16 protein-coding genes, 1 tRNA gene and 1 pseudogene are annotated in these 17,862 nt (G+C 69.2%); 5 read left to right on the plus strand and 13 right to left on the minus strand.

Annotation, left to right across the window (positions count from 1 at the left end; genetic code table 11):
* Positions 1–101: 101 nt before the first annotated feature.
* The 10 genes from AB0877_RS30745 to AB0877_RS30790 all read right to left on the minus strand — a co-directional run bounded on the left by AB0877_RS30745 (position 102) and on the right by AB0877_RS30790 (position 9,761).
* Positions 102–908 carry an amino acid ABC transporter ATP-binding protein gene (locus tag AB0877_RS30745; RefSeq protein ID WP_366613217.1) on the minus strand — a complete coding sequence of 269 codons (807 nt, stop codon included), beginning with the start codon at positions 906–908 and terminating at the stop codon, positions 102–104.
* Positions 908–1,885 (minus strand): amino acid ABC transporter permease, encoded by a 978-nt coding sequence (locus AB0877_RS30750; RefSeq protein WP_355007595.1) that lies wholly within the window; start codon positions 1,883–1,885, stop codon positions 908–910. The genes AB0877_RS30745 and AB0877_RS30750 overlap by 1 nt, the downstream gene beginning before the upstream one ends.
* A 3-nt stretch (positions 1,886–1,888) precedes the next feature.
* Positions 1,889–2,800 carry an ABC transporter substrate-binding protein gene (locus tag AB0877_RS30755; protein WP_366613219.1) on the minus strand — a complete coding sequence of 304 codons (912 nt, stop codon included), beginning with the start codon at positions 2,798–2,800 and terminating at the stop codon, positions 1,889–1,891.
* Between the two features lie 35 nt (positions 2,801–2,835).
* Positions 2,836–3,546: an ABC transporter ATP-binding protein gene (locus AB0877_RS30760; protein ID WP_366613221.1), complete on the minus strand. Its 711-nt coding sequence runs from the start codon at positions 3,544–3,546 to the stop codon at positions 2,836–2,838.
* A complete protein-coding gene (locus tag AB0877_RS30765; RefSeq protein WP_366613262.1) occupies positions 3,536–4,327 on the minus strand; it encodes an ABC transporter ATP-binding protein in 792 nt (263 codons plus the stop codon). Before AB0877_RS30765 ends, AB0877_RS30760 begins: the two co-directional genes overlap by 11 nt.
* Positions 4,328–4,373: 46 nt before the next feature.
* On the minus strand, positions 4,374–5,483 hold the full coding sequence (locus tag AB0877_RS30770) for a branched-chain amino acid ABC transporter permease (RefSeq protein ID WP_112582680.1): 1,110 nt from the start codon (positions 5,481–5,483) through the stop codon (positions 4,374–4,376).
* Entirely contained in the window at positions 5,480–6,430 is a 951-nt protein-coding gene (locus AB0877_RS30775; protein WP_112582681.1) for a branched-chain amino acid ABC transporter permease, read from the minus strand. The genes AB0877_RS30770 and AB0877_RS30775 overlap by 4 nt, the downstream gene beginning before the upstream one ends.
* A gap of 109 nt (positions 6,431–6,539) precedes the next feature.
* On the minus strand, positions 6,540–7,700 hold the full coding sequence (locus tag AB0877_RS30780) for a branched-chain amino acid ABC transporter substrate-binding protein (RefSeq protein WP_366613224.1): 1,161 nt from the start codon (positions 7,698–7,700) through the stop codon (positions 6,540–6,542).
* 257 nt (positions 7,701–7,957) lie between these two features.
* Positions 7,958–9,127, minus strand: coding sequence for a hypothetical protein (locus AB0877_RS30785; protein WP_366613226.1), 1,170 nt, complete (start codon positions 9,125–9,127; stop codon positions 7,958–7,960).
* Between the two features lie 13 nt (positions 9,128–9,140).
* Positions 9,141–9,761, minus strand: a complete 621-nt coding sequence (locus tag AB0877_RS30790; RefSeq protein WP_091408093.1) for a response regulator — start codon at positions 9,759–9,761, stop codon at positions 9,141–9,143.
* 97 nt (positions 9,762–9,858) lie between these two features.
* On the opposite strand from AB0877_RS30790, the gene AB0877_RS30795 reads away from it, so the two are divergent.
* Together AB0877_RS30795 and AB0877_RS30800 are read left to right on the plus strand one after the other, a co-directional pair.
* Positions 9,859–9,933: transfer RNA gene (locus AB0877_RS30795), tRNA-Leu, on the plus strand.
* Between the two features lie 36 nt (positions 9,934–9,969).
* Entirely contained in the window at positions 9,970–10,719 is a 750-nt protein-coding gene (locus tag AB0877_RS30800) for a transcriptional regulator (protein ID WP_366613228.1), read from the plus strand.
* 7 nt (positions 10,720–10,726) lie between these two features.
* On the opposite strand, the pseudogene AB0877_RS30805 reads toward AB0877_RS30800, so the two are convergent.
* A pseudogene (locus AB0877_RS30805) lies at positions 10,727–11,577 on the minus strand (alpha/beta hydrolase).
* Positions 11,578–11,672: 95 nt separating this feature from the next.
* Here AB0877_RS30805 and AB0877_RS30810 point away from each other — a divergent pair.
* Positions 11,673–12,341, plus strand: coding sequence for an epimerase (locus AB0877_RS30810; protein ID WP_366613230.1), 669 nt, complete (start codon positions 11,673–11,675; stop codon positions 12,339–12,341).
* Here AB0877_RS30810 and AB0877_RS30815 read toward each other — a convergent pair whose 3' ends face one another.
* Complete coding sequence (locus tag AB0877_RS30815; RefSeq protein ID WP_366613264.1) at positions 12,342–13,493, minus strand: PLP-dependent transferase; 1,152 nt, start codon at positions 13,491–13,493, stop codon at positions 12,342–12,344.
* Between the two features lie 111 nt (positions 13,494–13,604).
* Here AB0877_RS30815 and AB0877_RS30820 point away from each other — a divergent pair, with 111 nt between their 5' ends.
* Positions 13,605–14,084, plus strand: coding sequence for an Lrp/AsnC family transcriptional regulator (locus tag AB0877_RS30820; RefSeq protein ID WP_366613232.1), 480 nt, complete (start codon positions 13,605–13,607; stop codon positions 14,082–14,084).
* Between the two features lie 72 nt (positions 14,085–14,156).
* Positions 14,157–15,167 (plus strand): LLM class flavin-dependent oxidoreductase, encoded by a 1,011-nt coding sequence (locus AB0877_RS30825; RefSeq protein ID WP_366613234.1) that lies wholly within the window; start codon positions 14,157–14,159, stop codon positions 15,165–15,167.
* A gap of 200 nt (positions 15,168–15,367) precedes the next feature.
* On the opposite strand, the gene AB0877_RS30830 is transcribed toward AB0877_RS30825, so the two are convergent.
* Positions 15,368–17,629, minus strand: coding sequence for a cellulose binding domain-containing protein (locus tag AB0877_RS30830; RefSeq protein WP_366613236.1), 2,262 nt, complete (start codon positions 17,627–17,629; stop codon positions 15,368–15,370).
* Between the last annotated feature and the right edge of the window lie 233 nt (positions 17,630–17,862).

The following is a 17,862-nucleotide window of genomic DNA, read 5'->3' on the forward strand; positions in this document are numbered from 1 at the left end:
TGAGGGGTACCCCTCACCGGCCGACTCGTTCGTGCGGCAGTGGCTGTCAGGCCACAGCCTCCTTGACCGCCGGGTCACCCAGGAGTTCCTGACTCCCGGGCTCAGAGCACCTTGGCCAGGAACGCCTTCGTCCGGTCGTGCTGGGGGTTGGCGATCACCTCGCGCGGCGCGCCGGACTCCACCACCACACCGTCGTCCATGAAGACCAGCGAGTCGCCGACCTCCCGGGCGAACCCGATCTCATGGGTCACCACGATCATCGTCATGCCGTCGCGGGCCAGATCCTTCATCACGTCGAGCACCTCGCCGACCAGCTCCGGGTCCAGCGCGCTGGTGGGCTCGTCGAAGAGCATCAGCTTCGGCTGCATCGCCAACGCCCGAGCGATGGCCACGCGCTGCTGCTGCCCGCCGGAGAGCTGACCGGGGTAGTTGCCCAGCTTGTCGCCGAGCCCGACCCGGTCGAGCAGCGCGGCGGCCCGGTCCCGGGCGGCGGCCTTGCGCTCCCGGCCCAACAGCACCGGCGCCTCGGCGACGTTCTGCAGGGCGGTCATGTGCGGAAAGAGGTTGAACCGCTGGAACACCATGCCGATGGCGCGGCGCTGGGCGGCGATCTCCTTCTCCCGCATCTCGTGCAGTTTGCCGCCGCGCTCCCGGTAGCCGATCAGGTCGCCGTCCACCCGGATCCGGCCGGCGTTGATCTTCTCCAGATGGTTGATGCAGCGCAGGAACGTCGACTTGCCCGAGCCGGAGGGTCCGAGCAGACAACAGACCTCGCCGCTGCGGACCTCCAGGTCGATGCCCTTGAGCACCTCCACCGACCCGAACGACTTGTGCACCTGCTCGGCGCGGACCATCACGCCGTCGCCGGCCGTTTCCGCGGCCTCCGCCGGTGTCGTCACCTGCGTCATCACCGACCCGCCTCGCTCGCGCTACCGCCGGCCTCAGCGGTGATCCCGCGCAGTCTGATCTTCGCTTGGGCGCTCCTGCCGAACCCCCTGGAGAAGTGTCGCTCCAGGTAGTACTGCCCGACGAGCAGCACGCTGGTCAGCAGCAGGTACCACAGGCAGGCGGCCACGTACATCGGGAAGACCTGGAAGGTCCGGTTACCCACGGCCTTGAGCTGGAAGAACAGCTCGGTGGAGACCGGCACGAAGGCCACCAGCGAGGTGTCCTTGAGCATCGCGATGGTCTCGTTGCCGGTCGGCGGGATGATCACCCGCATCGCCTGCGGCAGCACGATGCGGCGCAGGATCTGGGTACGGCTCAGGCCCAGCGCCTGCGCCGCCTCGGTCTGCCCCTCGTCCACCGACTGGATCCCGGCCCGGACGATCTCGGCCATGTACGCCGCCTCGGAGAGCCCGAGCGCCAGCATGCCGGCGACGAATCCCGTGAGGATCTCCAGCGCGGAGAAGCCGAACAGCCGTGCCTCGAAGTCGTCGACGCCGAAGAGCGCGCCGATCTGCCGATCGAACGGGAGACCGAACTCGATCCGGGCCCAGAGGATGCCGAGGTTGCCGAAGAGGATCGCCAGCACCAGCCGGGGCACGGCCCGGAAGAACCAGGTGTACGCCCAGGAGACGCCCCGCAGGATCGGGTTCTCCGACAACCGCATGATGGCGACGACGACGCCGAGACTGACGCCGATCAGCATCGCGAGCACGGTCAGCGCGAGCGTGCCGCGCAGACCCTCCATGATCGGCGGTCGGAACATCTCGTCGACCATGAAAGCCCAGTTGAACGCCTTGTTCGTCACCAGCAGGTGGACGAACATGGCCACCAGCACCCCGATCACGGCGACCGCGACCCAACGCCCGGGATGCCGGACGGGCACGGCCTGGATGGGTTCCGGCCGTGCCCGTTCGGTTGTGTCCGTTTCCGATGACATGCGTCAGTTGGCGGGGTTCAACGCCGAGGAGGTGATGGCGCCGCCCTCGACGCCCCACTTCTTCAACGCGGTCTGGTACGAGCCGTCAGCGATGACCGCTTGGACGGCCTCCTTGAGCGCCTCGGCGAAGGCGGTCTGGTCCTTCTTGACCGCGTAGCCGTACGGGGCGGACTCGTAGATGTCGCCGAGCAACTCCAGCGAACCGTTGCTCTGCTTCACCGCGTACGCCCCGACCGGCGAGTCGGCCAGCATGGCGTCGTTCTTGCCGCTGAACACGGCGGCCGTGGCGTCGCTCTGCGCCTGGTACTGGTCGATGGTGATCGCCGGCTTGCCGCCGGTGGTGCACTTCTTCGACCGGGCGGTGATGTCGTCGACCTGCACGGTGCCGGTCTGCACGGCGATCTTCTTGCCGCAGGCGTTGTCAATGTCGACCTTGGCCGCGTTGCCGGCCTTGGTCACCCACTGGGTGCCGGCGGCGAAGTAGCTCACCATGTTGACGCTCGCGAGGCGCTCGGCGTTGATCGTGAACGACGACACACCGATCTCGTACTTGCCGGAGTCGACACCGGGCAGGATCGCGTCGAACGGCGCCGACTCGTACTCGGCCTTGAGGCCGAGCTTCTGCGCCACCGCGTTGAACAGCTCCACGTCGAAGCCGACCACCGTCTTGCCGTCCTGGTCCAGGAACTCCGCCGGAGCGTACGTCGAGTCGGTGCCGACCTTGATCACACCGTCGCTCTTGATGGCGTCGGGCACCTTCCCGGCCAGCGCCGAGTCGGCCGCCGCGGTGACGGTCGGGCCGGCACCGGACGAGCCGCTGTTCTCCTTCTCCCCGCACGCCGTCAGCGAGAGGGCGACCAGCGCCGCGCTGGCGGCACCGAGCGCCGCCCGCCGGGCACCGTTGGTAATGAACATTTCTGCACTCCTTGCGTGAGGGGTGTGACGGCCGCTCAGGCCACGCCGAGGTATGCCTCTTTGACCGCCGGGTCGTGCAGCAGCTCGGCACCGGTTCCGGACTTGACGATCCGGCCGGTCTCGAGCACGTACGCCCGGTGCGCTCGGGCCAGCGCCTGCTGCGCGTTCTGCTCCACCAGCAGGACGGTGGTGCCCTGCTCGTTGATCTCCTTGATGATGTCGAAGATCTGCTGGATCAGCATCGGCGCCAACCCCATCGAGGGCTCGTCGAGCAACAGCAGCTTGGGCCGACTCATCAACGCCCTGCCGACGGCCAGCATCTGCTGCTCGCCGCCGGACAGGGTACCGCCGGCCTGCTTACGCCGCTCCGCCAGCCGAGGGAAGAGGTCGAGCACCCGGGCCAGGTCCTCGGCGATCCCGGCGCGGTCACGCCGGGTGTACGCCCCCATGTCCAGGTTCTCGAGCACCGACATGCCGGGGAAGATCCCCCGGCCCTCGGGCGCCTGGCAGAGCCCCCGCCGGACCCGCAGATCTGCTCGGAGCTTGGAGATGTCCTCACCCTCGAAGCGGATGCTGCCGGTGGCGATCGGCCGAATCCCGGAGATCGCCCGCATGGTGGTCGACTTCCCGGCGCCGTTGGCGCCGATCAGCGCGACGATCTCCCCCTCGGCCACGGTCAGGCTGATGCCGTGCAACGCCTGGATCCGCCCGTAGAGCAGGCTCACATCGTCGATCTCAAGCAACATCGTCCGGCACCCCCAGGTACGCCGCGACCACCTTCGGGTTGTCCCGCACCTCGGCGGGCAGCCCCTCGGCGATCTTCTTTCCGAACTCCAGCACGACGATCCGGTCAGTGACGCCCATGACCAGGCGCATGTCGTGCTCGATCAGCAGCACGGTCACGCCGGTGTCCCGGACCTGCCGGATGAGCTGGAGCAGCTCCTCCTTCTCCGCCGGGTTGAAGCCGGCGGCCGGCTCGTCCAGGCAGAGCAGCACCGGGTCGGTGGCCAGCGCCCGGGCGATCTCCAGCCGCCGCTGCTCCCCGTAGGAGAGGTTGCGGGCAAACTCGTGCATCCGGTGCCGGATGCCGACGAACTCCAGCAGCCGCTCGGCCTTCTCCCGTCCCTCACGCTCCTCGCGCCGGTGCCGGGGCAACCGGAACAGGGCGGAGACCACGCTGGTCTTGTGGTGCGCGTCCGCGCCGACCTGGACGTTCTCCAGGGCGGTCATCTCGGGGAACAGGCGGATGTTCTGGAACGTCCGGGCCATACCCATCTGGGTGATCTGGTGGCGCTTCTTCCCGCTGATCTTGCCGCCACGGAACCGGATCTCGCCCTTGGTGGGCTGGTAGATACCGGTCATCGCATTGAAGCAGGTGGTCTTGCCAGCGCCGTTCGGGCCGATCAGCCCGAGGATCTCCCCCTTGTAGAGGGTGAAGTTGACGTTGTCGAGCGCGACCACGCCGCCGAAGCGCAGCGTGACGTCGTCGACCTCCAGCAGCGGCTCCCGGCTGGGGACCGCCTCCACCGCCGGCGCGCCCGCCTGCGCCGGAACAGCCGGCGTCTGATCGGTGTCACTCACCGACGATCACCTCCTTGCGACGGTCTTTGAACTCCGCCGCCCGTCGTCGGTTCGGAATCAGGCCTTCCGGCCGGAAGATCATCATCACCACGAGGACCAGACCGAAGATCAGGAACCGGTACTCGTACAGCTCCACACCGAACAGCTCGATGCCGCGGAACCGCTCGATCATGTACGCCACCAGGCCACCACCGACGATCGCGCCGACGATGTTGCCCGAACCACCGAAGATCACCGCCGCCAGGATGATGATCGAGTTGAGCAGCTCGAAGTTCTGCGAGTTGACGAAGTTCTGCTTACCCGCGAAGAGCGCGCCGGCCAGACCGGCGATCGCGGCACCCGAGGCGAACGCCCAGAGCTTGAACTTGAACGTCGGCACACCCATCAGCTGCGCGGCGTCCTCGTCCTCCCGGATCGAGATCCAGGCCCGGCCGACCCGACTGTGCGTCAGGTTCCGCACACCGATCACCACCAGGATGATCAGCGTGAGCACCAGCCAGTAGTACGGACGGGCATCCAGCACACCGAAGAACGGCTTGCCGTCGGCGTACTTGCCGGGCGGGTGCGGGATCTGGTTGAAGCCCCGCTGACCCTTGAGGAACTCCGAACTGACCGCGGCGATCCGGATCATCTCGGCGAAGCCGAGCGTCACGATCGCCAGGTAGTCACCGCGCAGACGCAACGTCGGCGTACCGAGCATCACACCCGAGAGCATGGTCAACCCGATCGCCAGCGGCACCACCAGCAGCCACGGCCAGAGCGTCTTGAGGTTGCTGCTCGGCGACGTCAACACCGCGACGGTGTACGCGCCGACCGCGAAGAAGCCGAAGTAGCCCAGGTCGAGCAGGCCGGCGAAACCGACCACGATGTTCAACCCGACGGCCAGCAGCACGTAGATCGAGACGGTGAACAGCACCTGCGTGAAGTTCGCGCCAGGGGTCGGAATCGGCCCGAGATACTGGTAGAACTCCTTGTTCGGCAGCGCGTAGAAGAACGCGATCACCGCGACCAGCAACGCCCAACGCACCCAGCGCGGCGCGCCGCGCCACCGTTCTCCGGCCGCCTCGCGACCGGAGCGCACCCTCTCCAGGACGGTCGTCATGCCCGTGCCCTCCCCAGCGATTCGCCCAGCAGACCGGTCGGCCGGAACATCAGCAGCACCACCAACACCGCGAAGGCGGCGAAGTCCTTCCACTGACTGCCGAACAGACCGGCGGCGTAGTTCTCCACCACGCCCAGCAGCAGGCCACCGATCAGCGCGCCGCGCAGGTTGCCGATACCACCCAGCACCGCGGCGGTGAAGGCCTTGAGGCCCAACAGGAAGCCGACGCTGTAGGTCAGGGTCTGGATCCGCACGTCGTACAGCAGACCGGCCACTCCGGCCATGGCGCCACCGGTGATGAAGACCATCAGGATGATCCGGTCCTTGTTCACACCCATCAGCGCGGCGGTGTTGGCGTCCTGGGCCACGGCCCGGATGCCCCGACCGGTACGGCTGCGGTTGATGAAGAGGTCCAGCAGGACCATCATCAGCAGCGCCGCGCCGATCGTCAGCAGTTGCACCGAGTCGATCGGCACGCCGAAGAGGTGGAACAGCGGCTTGCTGCTCACCAGACTGGGCGCGCCCTCCGGCAGTCGGCGGGTCCAGATGCCGAAGGCCTCGGAGATCGCGATCGAGGCGCCGATCGCGGTGATCAGGAAGGCCAGCGGCGGGGCGTTGCGCTTACGCAACGGCCGGTACGCCACCCGCTCGATCACCGTCGCGGTGCCCGCCGAGGCGATGGCGGCGACGATCATCGCCACCAGCAGGTAGAACAGGATCGATCCAACCCCGCTGACCTGTGAGTTCTGGTCGAGTCCAAAGCCGTTCCAGGTCCAGATCGCCGCGAACGCGCCAGCGATGAAGACCTCGGAGTGAGCGAAGTTGATGAGTCTCAGCACGCCGTAGACCAGCGTGTATCCGAGCGCGACCAGGGCGTAGATCGCGCCCTGGGTCAGGCCGGTCGTGGTGAGTTCCCCGAAGTTGGAGAACAGTCCATTGAAGTCCAAGGGAGGGACGCTCCATCACGTCTGGAGAGAAAATTGGGGTGCGGCCGGGAGCGAGCAGCTCCCGGCCGCACCCGCGATCACAACTCAATCGCCGAAGCAGCGACCAACATCAGGACTTCGGGATCTCCTGGTCCGGGACAACCTTGCCGCCGGTGACCTTGAAGGCCCAGACCTTGACCTGAGCCGGGTCCAGCTCACCGGTCTCGGTGAACTTGTAGCTCGCCGCGACACCCTCGCCGCTGTAGCCCTTCACGAACTCCAGCAGGCCCTCACGGGTGGTCTTGCCAGCCTTGATACCGGCCAGCAGGATGTTCGCCGCGTCGTAGGCGGTGTCGCTGTAGGTGCCCGGCTCGGTGCCGTTGAGGGCCTTGAACTCCTCAACGAAGGTGCCCCGGGCCTCGGCGGCCGGCTGGCACGGGCAGGTGAGGATCGTGCCCTCAGCCGCCGCCTGGCCGGCGGAGGTGATGTACGCACCGTCGTTGACGCCGTCACCGGCGACCAGCGGCGCGGTGACCCCGGCAGCGGTGAGCTGCTTACGGATCAGGCCGGCCTCCTGGTAGTAACCGCCGTAGAAGATCGCCTTCACGTTGGCGGCCTTGACCTTGGTGACCACACCGGAGAACTCGGTCTGCTTGCCCTCGCCCTGGACCTTGTCCGAGCCGACGACCGCCGGGCCGAGCACCTTCTTGACCTCGTCGGCCAGGCCGGCGCCGTACGCGGACTGGTCGTCGATGACGTAGACCTTGTCGGCCTTCATCACGTTCTTCATGTAGCTGCCGGCCGCCGGGCCCTGGCTGTAGTCGTTGCCGACCGCGCGGAAGAAGGTCTTCCACTTCTGGTCGGCCAGGCTCGGCCGGGTCGCGGACGGGGTGATGGTCACCAGGCCGGCCTCGTTGAACAGCGGGCCGGCGGCCTCGGACTCACCCGAGTAGGCCGGGCCGATGACGCCGAGGATCTTGGTGTCGTCGATCGCCTTCTGCGCCAGACCAGGCGCCTGGTCCGGGCTGCCCTGCGAGTCCAGCGAGGCCAGCTCGACCTTGCAGTCGGCGTTTTCCTTGTTGTACTTGTCGACGGCGAGCTTGACACCGTTGTTCTCGTTGATGCCGAGCGCGGCCGAGCTGCCGGTCAGCGCGCCGAAGAACGCGATCTTGCTGCCGCAGGCGTCACCGCCGCCGCCTGCCGAATCGTCGCCACTGGAGCATGCGGTTCCGCCGGCGACGAGCGCCACCATGGCGACCCCACCGATAACGCGCGCGAGCTTTTGCCTCAAGGCCCGAACCCTCCTCGTCCCATGGTCCGAACCACCCGCTGGCTATTGGCCCTTGCGGGGGCGGACGAACCAGACCGTCGTCGCCGGTCTGGGGCCGGACGTTATCCCACCGTGGAGCTGTGACGTAAGCCCCAAGCGAGCGGGTTGACCGAACCGTTACACGCCGTGGCGGATTGGAAACGATCCCTGTAAGAACCTTCGGTTGCGAAGCTTTTTCACCTTCGTTTCGTCGGCACTGTCCAGCGGACTTCCGGCGGCTACCGATCGAGGCCCGAAACCCCCGCCCACCAGGCACGCGACGCCTCTCCATCGTCAGCCACCAGCAGCAGTCGATCTCCAGTCGAGGTCACCGAGACCGCCGTGTCTCCGCTGTCCGGCACGGACCACGGCACGCTCACCGGCCGCCACGACTCACCCACATCGACGGAGAGCCACAGTGCGTGACGGTCCCCATCCCTCGTCACCGCCACCAACCTCCGCCCGACGGCCACCAGCCCAGCCGCCGCCGCCACACCCGGTCCGACCGCACCGAACCCGCCCGCCGGCCGCCAGCCCTCCGTCGTCAGCCGCCAACTGCCGAAACCAGCCCGGACCGGCCCGACCGCCACCGGCACGCCACCCGGCACCGCCACCCGCTGCGCCTGCCCCCACCCGTCCACCACCGGCAGGGCGGCCCGCCGCCAACTCCGGCCGTCCGCCGAGGACCAGGCCAGCGGCGTCAGCGCCGTACCCCCGGGCGGCAGCACCGCACCCACCACCAGCCAGCCCGACGGCACCGCCACCGCGTCGTACGCCGCCGTCCGCCCCCGCTCGTCACCGGCCAGCTCCGGCGCCCCCTCCACCAGCGCGAACCCGGCCGCGTCCGAGGAGACCCAGACCGCCGCACCGTCGATCCGACTACCGGCGATCAACCAGCCCCGCGGCCCCGCCGCCAGCCGCGCCACGGTGACCGCTCGCGGCCCGGCGTACCGCTCGAAGGGCGCATCCACCTCGTGCAGCGTGCCGTCCGACGCCTGCCTCCAGGTGCCGGTGCGGGGATTGCCGTGCGCGCCCCCGCTCTTCGCCCCGACCGCCGCCAACCGTCCGTCCCGGCAGGCCGCCGCGGAGAGCACGTGTCCTCGGCCGTAGAACGTCACCGGCGCCGTCGGCAGCGGCACCCAGGAACTGGCGTCCGGGCTGGTCCAGGCCGCCGGGTGGGTGTCCCCGGCCGAATCGACCACACCGCCGACCACGTACCACCGGCCGGAACAGGCCGTGGCGTCGCGCACCACCGGTCGACCCGGCACACCCGGCGTGTCCGGCAGAACCACCGACTGCCAGGCCGGCCGGACCGGAAGCGGCTCCGGAGAGTCGGGACAGGCCGAGGACCCACAAGACGCCACCAGCACGGCGAGAACGCCGAGCACCGCCCCCATCCGCCTCGACACGGTTCGATGCCGGTCAGGGTGCCGGCAGGGTCACCTCGCCGCCGGCGGTCTCCGCGAGGATCCGCTCGGCAACCTCTTTCATGGTCATCCGGTGGTCCATCGCCGTGCGCTGAATCCACTTGAACGCCTGCGGCTCGGTCATGCCGTACGTGGTCATCAGCGCGCCCTTCGCGCGCTCCACCGACTTACGGATCTCCAGGCGGTCGGTCAGGCTCGCGACCTCCGCCTCCAGGGCCGCAACCTCCGAGTACCGCGACAGCGCGATCTCCACCGCCGGGACCAGGTCGCTCTTCTGGAAGGGCTTCACCAGGTACGCCATCGCGCCCGCCGCCCGCGCCCGCTCCACCAGATCGCGCTGGCTGAACGCGGTCAGGATGATCACCGGGGCGATCCGGGCACCGGCGATACGCTCGGCGGCGGCCAGCCCATCCATGATCGGCATCTTGATGTCGAGAATGACGAGGTCGGGCTTCAGCTCCTCGGCGAGGCGTACGGCTGTCTCGCCGTCACCGGCCTCCCCCACCACCTCGTACCCCTCTTCGACGAGCATCTCGGCGAGGTCCAGCCGGATCAGCGCCTCGTCCTCGGCGATCAGTACGCGCCTACGCTCGGCATCCGTCGGCGTCTCAGCCACCAGCCCTACCCCCACCAGTTCGAACGAGGCACCCGCCCAGCCGGGTGTCACCGCCTTCAGCGTAGTGGGTATCCTGTCAGGGCTGAATCAGGGAAGCGCCCTCGTAGCCCAACTGGCAGCAGGCAATGGTCTCAAACTCCATACAGTGTGGGTTCGAATCCCACCGAGGGCACAAATTCATGTCGTACGGGTGTTCGAGCATGGTCTCGTGCATCCACCTGAGATCCGTGCCCGTGCGCGGCAGTTCTTCCTCGCGGGCGGCTCTGTCGCCGACACCGCCCGGGCTGTCGGGCTGCCCTACCGGACGGTGTGGCACTGGTGCAACGACCGGCCTGAGGCGAAGGTCCAGGGCACCCAGCTCCGGTGCTTCCGCTGTCGTGACGGTGTCGACAGTCCGACAGACCCCGCCGCCTACGCCTACCTGGTCGGTCTCTACCTGGGCGACGGTCACCTCGTGACGACGGCACGTGTTCCGGTGTTGCGCATCTACTGTTCCGATGCTTGGCCCGGGCTCATCGAAGCGTGCGATGTGGCCATGCGAGCCGTGTTGGCCTCGAAGGTTCAGCGCGTCCAGAAGCAGGGTTGCGTGGGCGTGCAGAGTTACGGCCTCCACTGGCCCTGTCTGCTCCCGCAGCACGGTCCCGGCAAGAAGCACAATCGACCGATCGTCCTCGCCGACTGGCAACGACCGATCATCGAACAGCACCCCGGCGACTTCCTGCGCGGGCTGTTCCACTCCGACGGCTGCCGCGTCGCCAACCGGGTCACGACGAGAGGCCGGCACTACGTCTACCCGCGGTACATGTTCGTCAACGAGTCGGCCGACATCATGCGGCTCTGCCAGTGGGGCCTCGACCTGCTCGGCATCGCCTGGCGGATGAACCGGCGCAACTGCCTCTCGGTGGCGCGGCGCGGCGCTGTCGTCGCGCTCGACCGGCACGTCGGCCCGAAGTCGTGACCGTCGGTCAGGCGCGAGCCATGGCCGGTGTGCCGATGAAGTCCATGATCGCCTTGGTGACCTCGTCGGCGTGGGTCCACGGGATGCCGTGCGGGGCGCCCTTGAGGGTGACGAGGGTGCCGTCGGGCAGCATCGGGGCGAGCCGTTGGCCGGTCAGCGGGTAGGGCAGCACGGCGTCCTGGTCGCCCTGAACGATGAGGATCGGGAGGTCGAGCCGGGGCACGTCGGCGCGGAAGTCGGTGGTGATGGCGTCGATGCACTGGTACATGGCGCGGGCGGAGGCCTGCGCGCCGATGGCCTGGTGCGCCCTGAACGCTTCCTCGCTGACCTGCTGGCCCTTGGTCTGGTCGTAGTTGAAGAAGCTGGTGCAGAAGGCGGTGAGGTAGGCGAACCGGTCGGCCGCGATGGCCTGCCTGAAGCCGTCGAAGACGCTGCCGTCGACGCCGTCGGGGTTGTCCGCGGTCTTGCGCAGGAACGGCGCGAGGGGGGCCAGCAGGATTCCCCGGCTGACCCGGTCGACGCCGTACCTGCTGAGGTAGCGGGTCACCTCGCCGGTGCCCATGGAGTGGCCGGCGAGGATGGTGTCGCGTAGGTCCAGCTCCGTCATGAGAGTGTCGAGGTCGGCCGCCGGGTGTCGTAGTCGTATCCGGTGTCGGGTTGGCTGGAGGCCCCGAATCCGCGACGGTCGTAGGTGATGACCCGGTAACCGGCGTTCAGCAGGGGGTTGGCGAGCTTCTCCATGGTGGCGCCGTTGAAGGGGAAGCCGTGGATGAGCACGATGGGTTGGCCGGAGCCGTGGTCCTCGTAGTAGATGTCGATGGCGGTGTTGTTTTCGGTGCCCGCGGTGATGAACGGCATGTTCGTCCCTGTCTGTCGGTTCGGCGTTGTCGGCCGGAGCGGCTTTCCCCGGGCGTCAGCGGTCATGCCGATCGTGGGAGCCTGTGGTGCGACCGATGACAGGGGTGGATCTGATGCGGGTGGTCATCTTCGGTGCGACCGGCATGGTCGGTCAGGGTGTGTTGCGGGAGTGCCTGCTCGCCGACGACCTTCGGGAGGTCGTGACGGTCGGCCGGCGTCCGACGGGCCGACCGGATCCGAAGCTGCGCGAGCTGACTGTCGCGGACGTGGGCGAGTTGGCGGGCGTGCGCGCCGAGTTGTCCGGTGTGGACGCGTGTTTCTACTGCCTGGGTGTGTCGTCGTTGGGCCTGGATGAGGCCGCGTACACGCGGATCAGTTTCGACTACCCGGTCGCCGCCGCCCGGTTGTTGGCCGAGGTGAGCCCGCGGGTCACGTTTGTCTACGTCTCGGGGGTCGGGACCGATTCGTCGGGTCGGGGTCGGGTGATGTGGGCGCGGGTCAAGGGCCGCACCGAGAACGCGATCATGGAGTTGCTGCCGAACGGGTACGCGGCGCGGCCGGGGTTCATTCAGCCGACCCACGGGGCGGTGTCGAAGACGCGGTGGTACCGGTTCGGGTACGCGGTGACCCGTCCGCTGTTTCCGGTGCTGCGACGGTTGCTGCCGAATCAGGTCACCACGACCGACGGGATCGGTCGGGCGATGCTGCGGGTGGCTCGGCAGGGGTCGCCGGTTCGGGTGTTGGGCAACCGCGAGCTGCGCTGATCAGGCGATCGTGTCGAGGGCCTGGGCGAGGTCGGCGCGCAGGTCTTCGGGGTCTTCGAGGCCGACCGAGAGCCGCAGCAGACCGGCTGCGGGTTTGGCGTCGCCGTCGACGGGCCGGTGGGTGAGCGAGGCGGGGTGCTGGATGAGGGTGTCGACGCCGCCGAGGGACACCGCGTGGGTGACGAGCCGGCAGGCGCCGGCGACGGCGGCGGCGGTGGGCGCGCCGCCGCGTACCTCGAAGGCGAGCAGGCTGCCGGGTCCGGACATCTGTCGCCCGACCAGCGCCGCCGGGTCGTGCACCGAGGGGTGGTGCACCCGGTGTACGGAGGGGTGGTTGGCGAGCCAGCCGGCGAGTTTCTCGGCGGTTGCCTGTTGGGCGCGGACCCGCAGCGGCAGGGTTTGCAGGCCGCGGTGCAGCAGGTAGCCGCCGAGGGGGTGCAGGATCGCGCCGGTGACGGCGCGGACCTGGCGTAGGCGCATGGCCCAGGTGTCGTCGCAGGCGACGACGCCGGCGAGGACGTCGCCGTGTCCGCCGATGCTCTTGGTGGCGCTGTGCAGGACGAGGGTGGCGCCGTGTCGGGCGGGTTGTTGCAGTACGGGGGTGGCGACGGTGTTGTCGACCAGCAGGGGGGTGTCGCCGGCCGCGGCGGCGAGGGCGGCGATGTCGATCAGGTCGAGGGTGGGGTTGGCGGGTGTCTCGACGATGACCAGTGCGGTGTCGGGGCGGATGGCGGTGGCGACCTCGTCGGGGCGCGTCCAGGTGACGGTGGTGCCGAGCAGGCCGGTGGCGAGGACGTGGTCGGTGCCGCCGTAGAGGGGTCGGACGGCGACGACGTGGCGGCGGTCGTCGCGGGTGGCGGCGAGCAGGGTGGCGGTGAGGGCGGCCATTCCGCTGGCGAAGGCGACGGCCTGGGTGGTGCCTTCCAGCTCGGCGAGGGCGCCCTCGAAGCGGGCGACGGTGGGGTTCCAGAGCCGTTGGTAGACGGCGCCGCCGTCGGCGGGGAGGGTGCCGCCGGTGGCGAGTTGCTCGTAGGCGGCGCCGCCGTCGTCGACGGAGGGCAGTGGGTTGGTGGTCGACAGGTCGATGGGTGGTACGTGCACGCCGAGGGTGCGCAGGTCGTCGCGGCCGGCGTGTACGGCCCGGGTGTCCATCGCTGTCATGGTCGGTAGCCTCGAATATCTGCCGCCTGACAATCAATAGTTCGGCATATCATTCTGTTGAACGGCTTGGTTTCCGCTTTGGGTTCGGGCGAGGATGGCACCATGCCCCCTGAGCCGAATGATCTGCGGCCGTATCCGGCCCTGGACGAGGTGGACCGCGCGATCCTGACCGAGCTGGCGGCGGACGGCCGACTGCCGAACAACGCCCTCGCTGAGCGGGTGGGTGTGGCGCCGTCGACGTGCCTGACGCGTACCCGGGCGCTGCGCGAGCGCGGCGCGATCCGTGGTTTCCACGCCGAGGTGGATCCGGCGGCGCTCGGTCTGCCGTTGCAGGCGTTGGTGTCGGTGCGGTTGACCGCGCACGAGCGGGCGGCGGTGGACGGGTTTCGGGCCCGGTCGGTGCGGCTGCCGGGGGTGGTGTCGGTGTTCCACGTGGCCGGCGCGGAGGACTACGTGCTGCATGTGCGGGCGGCGTCCGGTGACGCGTTGCGGGACTTCGTGCTGGACCACCTGGCGGTGGACCCGGTGGTGCAGCACACGCAGACCAGCCTGATCTTCGAGCAGGCGCGCGGGATGGGCTGAGCGGCGGGTGAGGTGGCCGACGAAAACCCGCATGGTGGAACAAAGCCGGCCGCTGGCGGGTTGGCTGACCGTGTGATCACCGTACCGTTGTCTGTTCTTGATCTTGCCCCGGTCGCCAAGGGCACCACCGCCGGCGCGGCGCTGCAGGCCACCACCGAGTTGGCCCGCCGCACCGAGGAGTTGGGCTACCACCGGTTCTGGGTGGCCGAGCACCACAACATGCCGGCGATCGCCAGCTCCGCCCCCGCGGTGCTGCTGGCGCACCTGGCGGCCAACACCTCGACGATCCGGCTGGGCTCGGGTGGGGTGATGCTGCCCAACCACGCGCCGCTGGTGGTGGCCGAGCAGTTCGGCACCCTGGAGGCGCTGCACCCGGGTCGGATCGACCTGGGCATCGGGCGGGCGCCGGGCACCGACCAGGTGACCGCGCTGGCGTTGCGGCGCACCATGGAGGGCCTGTCGGCGGAGGGTTTCCCGCGCGAGCTGACGGACCTGATGAACTACTTCAGCGGGGAGAAGCCGGGGCAGATCATCGCCACGCCGGGCCACGGTGAGCAGCCGGCCGTGTGGCTGTTGGGCTCCAGCGGTTTCAGCGCCCAGCTCGCCGGTCTGCTCGGTCTGCCGTTCTCCTTCGCGCACCACTTCAGCTCGCAGAACACCCTGCCGGCGTTGGCCCTGTACCGGCAGAACTTCCGGCCGTCGCAGTGGCTGGACAAGCCGTACGCGATGGTGGCCGTCAACGCGGTGTGCGCGGAGACCGACGAGCGGGCCGAGTGGTTGGCCGGGCCGAGTGCCCTGTCGTTCCTGAAGCTGCGCTCCGGGCGGCCGGAGCCGCTGTCCACGCCCGACGAGGCGGCGGCCTACCCGTACTCGGAGATCGAGCGGGAGTTCGTGCTGGCACGCCGTGACGGCCAGGCGATGGGATCGCCGGAGACGGTGCGTCGGCAGCTGACCGAGCTGGTGGAGCGCACCGGCGCGGACGAGCTGATGCTGACCACGCTGGTGTACGACGTGAAGGACCGGGTGCGGTCGTACGAGTTGATCGCCGAGCAGGTGGCGGGCGGTCTACGCCGGGACGCGTGAAACACGATCTTCACGTCAGCGTCACCCCGCCGACCCGGACGGTGCCTAATGTTGGTTCCGGTGGTGGTACGGCATTCCCGGTCGGGACGGGTTGGGAGTGCCGCGGTGTGGAGCACCGGGCCGGAGCTGAGCGGATTCCGCGGCTGCGGCCCGGTGCCTGCCACCCTAGGCGACCCCGTTCCGGACCGCCAGGGTTTTCATCAACGTAGGTGAATGTCCGGCGTCGGTGGGGTGTTCATTCCGTTGCCGACGAAGAACCCCGGGTGCGGCGGTTGGTTGTAGGCGGTGTTCTGCCACGCGATCGCCACCCGATACTGCGGGTCGTGCATCAGGGTGTAGATCCGGGTGCTGGTCAGGGTGGGTGTGCTGTAGATGCGCAGCGCCCGGCTGTCGGTGGTCCGCCAGATCACCTCCTCGCGCCAGTCGCCCAGGATGTCGCCGGAGAGCGCCGGCGTGGACTTGGTGCCGTTGTTGGACGCCACCCCGCTGCCGTCGAGCAGCCGCGTCTCGCCGCCGGTGCCGTACTTGTCGATCTTCGTGCCGTCGAGTAGTTCCCGCACCGGGTCGCCGTCCCACCAGGCGAGGAAGTTGGCCGAGGACGGCTTGCGTCCCACGTTCTGCCCCCTGGTGTTGGCCAGCCCGGCGACCGCTGACGACCACGACTCCGCGCCGGGGCTGCCCGCCCAGATGTCCGCGGAGACACCCCGGCCGTTGTCGCCGGACGCGGGTGTGGACCAGAGGACCTGACCGGTGCGGGCGTCGGCGAAGTACGAGCTGGGCTTGCTGCCGTCCTCGTCGACCTTGAACACCTCCAGGCCGGCGCGGCCCGGGTCCAGGTCCCCCACGTGCATGGCGTCACCGTGGCCGTTGCCGGTCGAGTGCAGCAGCCGGCCGTTGTCGTCGATGGTGGCGGCCCCGTACACGATCTCCTGGCGACCGTCGGCGTCGACGTCGGCCACGGAGAGCTGGTGGTTGCCCTGACCCGCGGCGGCGCCGTTGCCGGAGGCGTTCGAGTCGAACGTCCAGCGCTTGGTCAGGCTGCCGTTGCGGAAGTCCCAGGCGGCGATCACCGCGCGGGTGTAGTAGCCCCGAGCCATGATCAGCGAGGGCCGCTGCCCGTCCAGGTACGCGGTGCCGGCGAGGAACCGGTCCACCCGGTTGCCGTACGAGTCGCCCCAGGACGACACGGTGCCGCGTGGCGGGTCGTAGCTGACGGTGGAGGCGATCGCGCCGGTCTGCCCGTTGAACATGGTCAGGTACTCCGGGCCGGACAACACGTAACCGCTGGAGTTGCGGTAATCCGCCGACGACGAACCGATGAGCTGACCGGTGCCGGAGCGGGTGCCGTCAGCGGTCTTCATGGCCACCTCGGCGCGGCCGTCGCCGTCGTAGTCGTACACCTGGAACTGGGTGTAGTGGGCGCCGGCCCGGATGTTGCGGCCCAGGTCGATGCGCCACAGCCGGGTGCCGCTGAGGGTGTACGCGTCGACGTAGACGTTGCCGGTGTAGCCGGACTGGGAGTTGTCCTTGGCGTTCGACGGGTCCCACTTGAGCACGATCTCGTAGCTGCCGTCGCCGTTGAGGTCACCCACCGAGGCGTCGTTGGCGCTGTACGAGTAGCTCTCCCCGCTCGGGGTGGTGCCCCCGGTCGGGACCTGCAACGGCACGTCCAGGTAGCCCGCGCCGAACTGCAACGCCGGTGCCGACGCCGCCTGCTCGACGCCGCCCAGCACGGCCCGCACCGTGTACGCCGAACCGGCCGCCGCGCCGCTGTCGAGGTAGTTGGTGGCACCGGTGATCGGGCTGGCGTTGACCTTGGTGGACCCCCGGTAGAGGTTGAACGCCACCCCGGAGGTCTCGGTGCCGAGCAGCCGCCAGGAGACCAGGTTGCCGCTGCCGGAGCGGAGGCTGACCAGCCCCCGGTCCAGCTTCTCCATCTGGACCCGCCCGGCGCTCGGAGGCGGCGTGGTGGGTGGCGGGGTGGTCGGCGGCGGGTCCGTCGGTGGCGGCGTGGTCGGTGGCGGCGTGGTCGGCTCGTCGGTGGGTGGGGCGCCGGTGCAGGTGGTGCCGTTGAGCGCGAAGCTGCCCGGCACCGGGTTGCTGCCCGTCCACGAACCGTTGAAGCCGAACGACGCGCTGCCGTTCGTGGCGATGGCGGCGTTGTGATCGACATTGCGCGCGCTCACCTGGGCGCCGGACTGGGTGACGGCGGCGTTCCACGCCTGGGTGACCTGCTGGCCCGCGGCGTACGACCAGGTGACGGCCCACCCGTTGACCGGGTCGCCGAGGTTGGTGACGGTGACGTTGGCGCCGAAGCCGCCCTGCCACTGATTGGTGATCTGGTAGTCGACCCGGCAGCCGACGGCGGCGGCCGAGGCGACGACCGTACCGAGGGTGCCGGCCACGACGGTGGCCGCCGTGGTGGCCGCGAGCAGGATCAGCCGATGTCTGGACGGGTGCATGCGCTGCCTCCGGGGATCCGGTGGTGATCGCCACGACCCACCGGCTCTGCCCGGGAAGCACTGTGGACCAACTCACCGCGACGGCGGCGGACGGCGATCTGATCGGGGTGGAACGCCCTGGAACTCACGGATCCGACTCACCGCGAATCGTATGGCAAGCGCTTTCCGACATGCAACATCGATCAGCATCGCTTGGTTGCGAGTTCCGCTCCTGCCTCGGGTGGCTTCTCGCT

Source organism: Micromonospora sp. NPDC047644, assembly GCF_040704315.1.
Lineage (GTDB): Bacteria > Actinomycetota > Actinomycetes > Mycobacteriales > Micromonosporaceae > Micromonospora.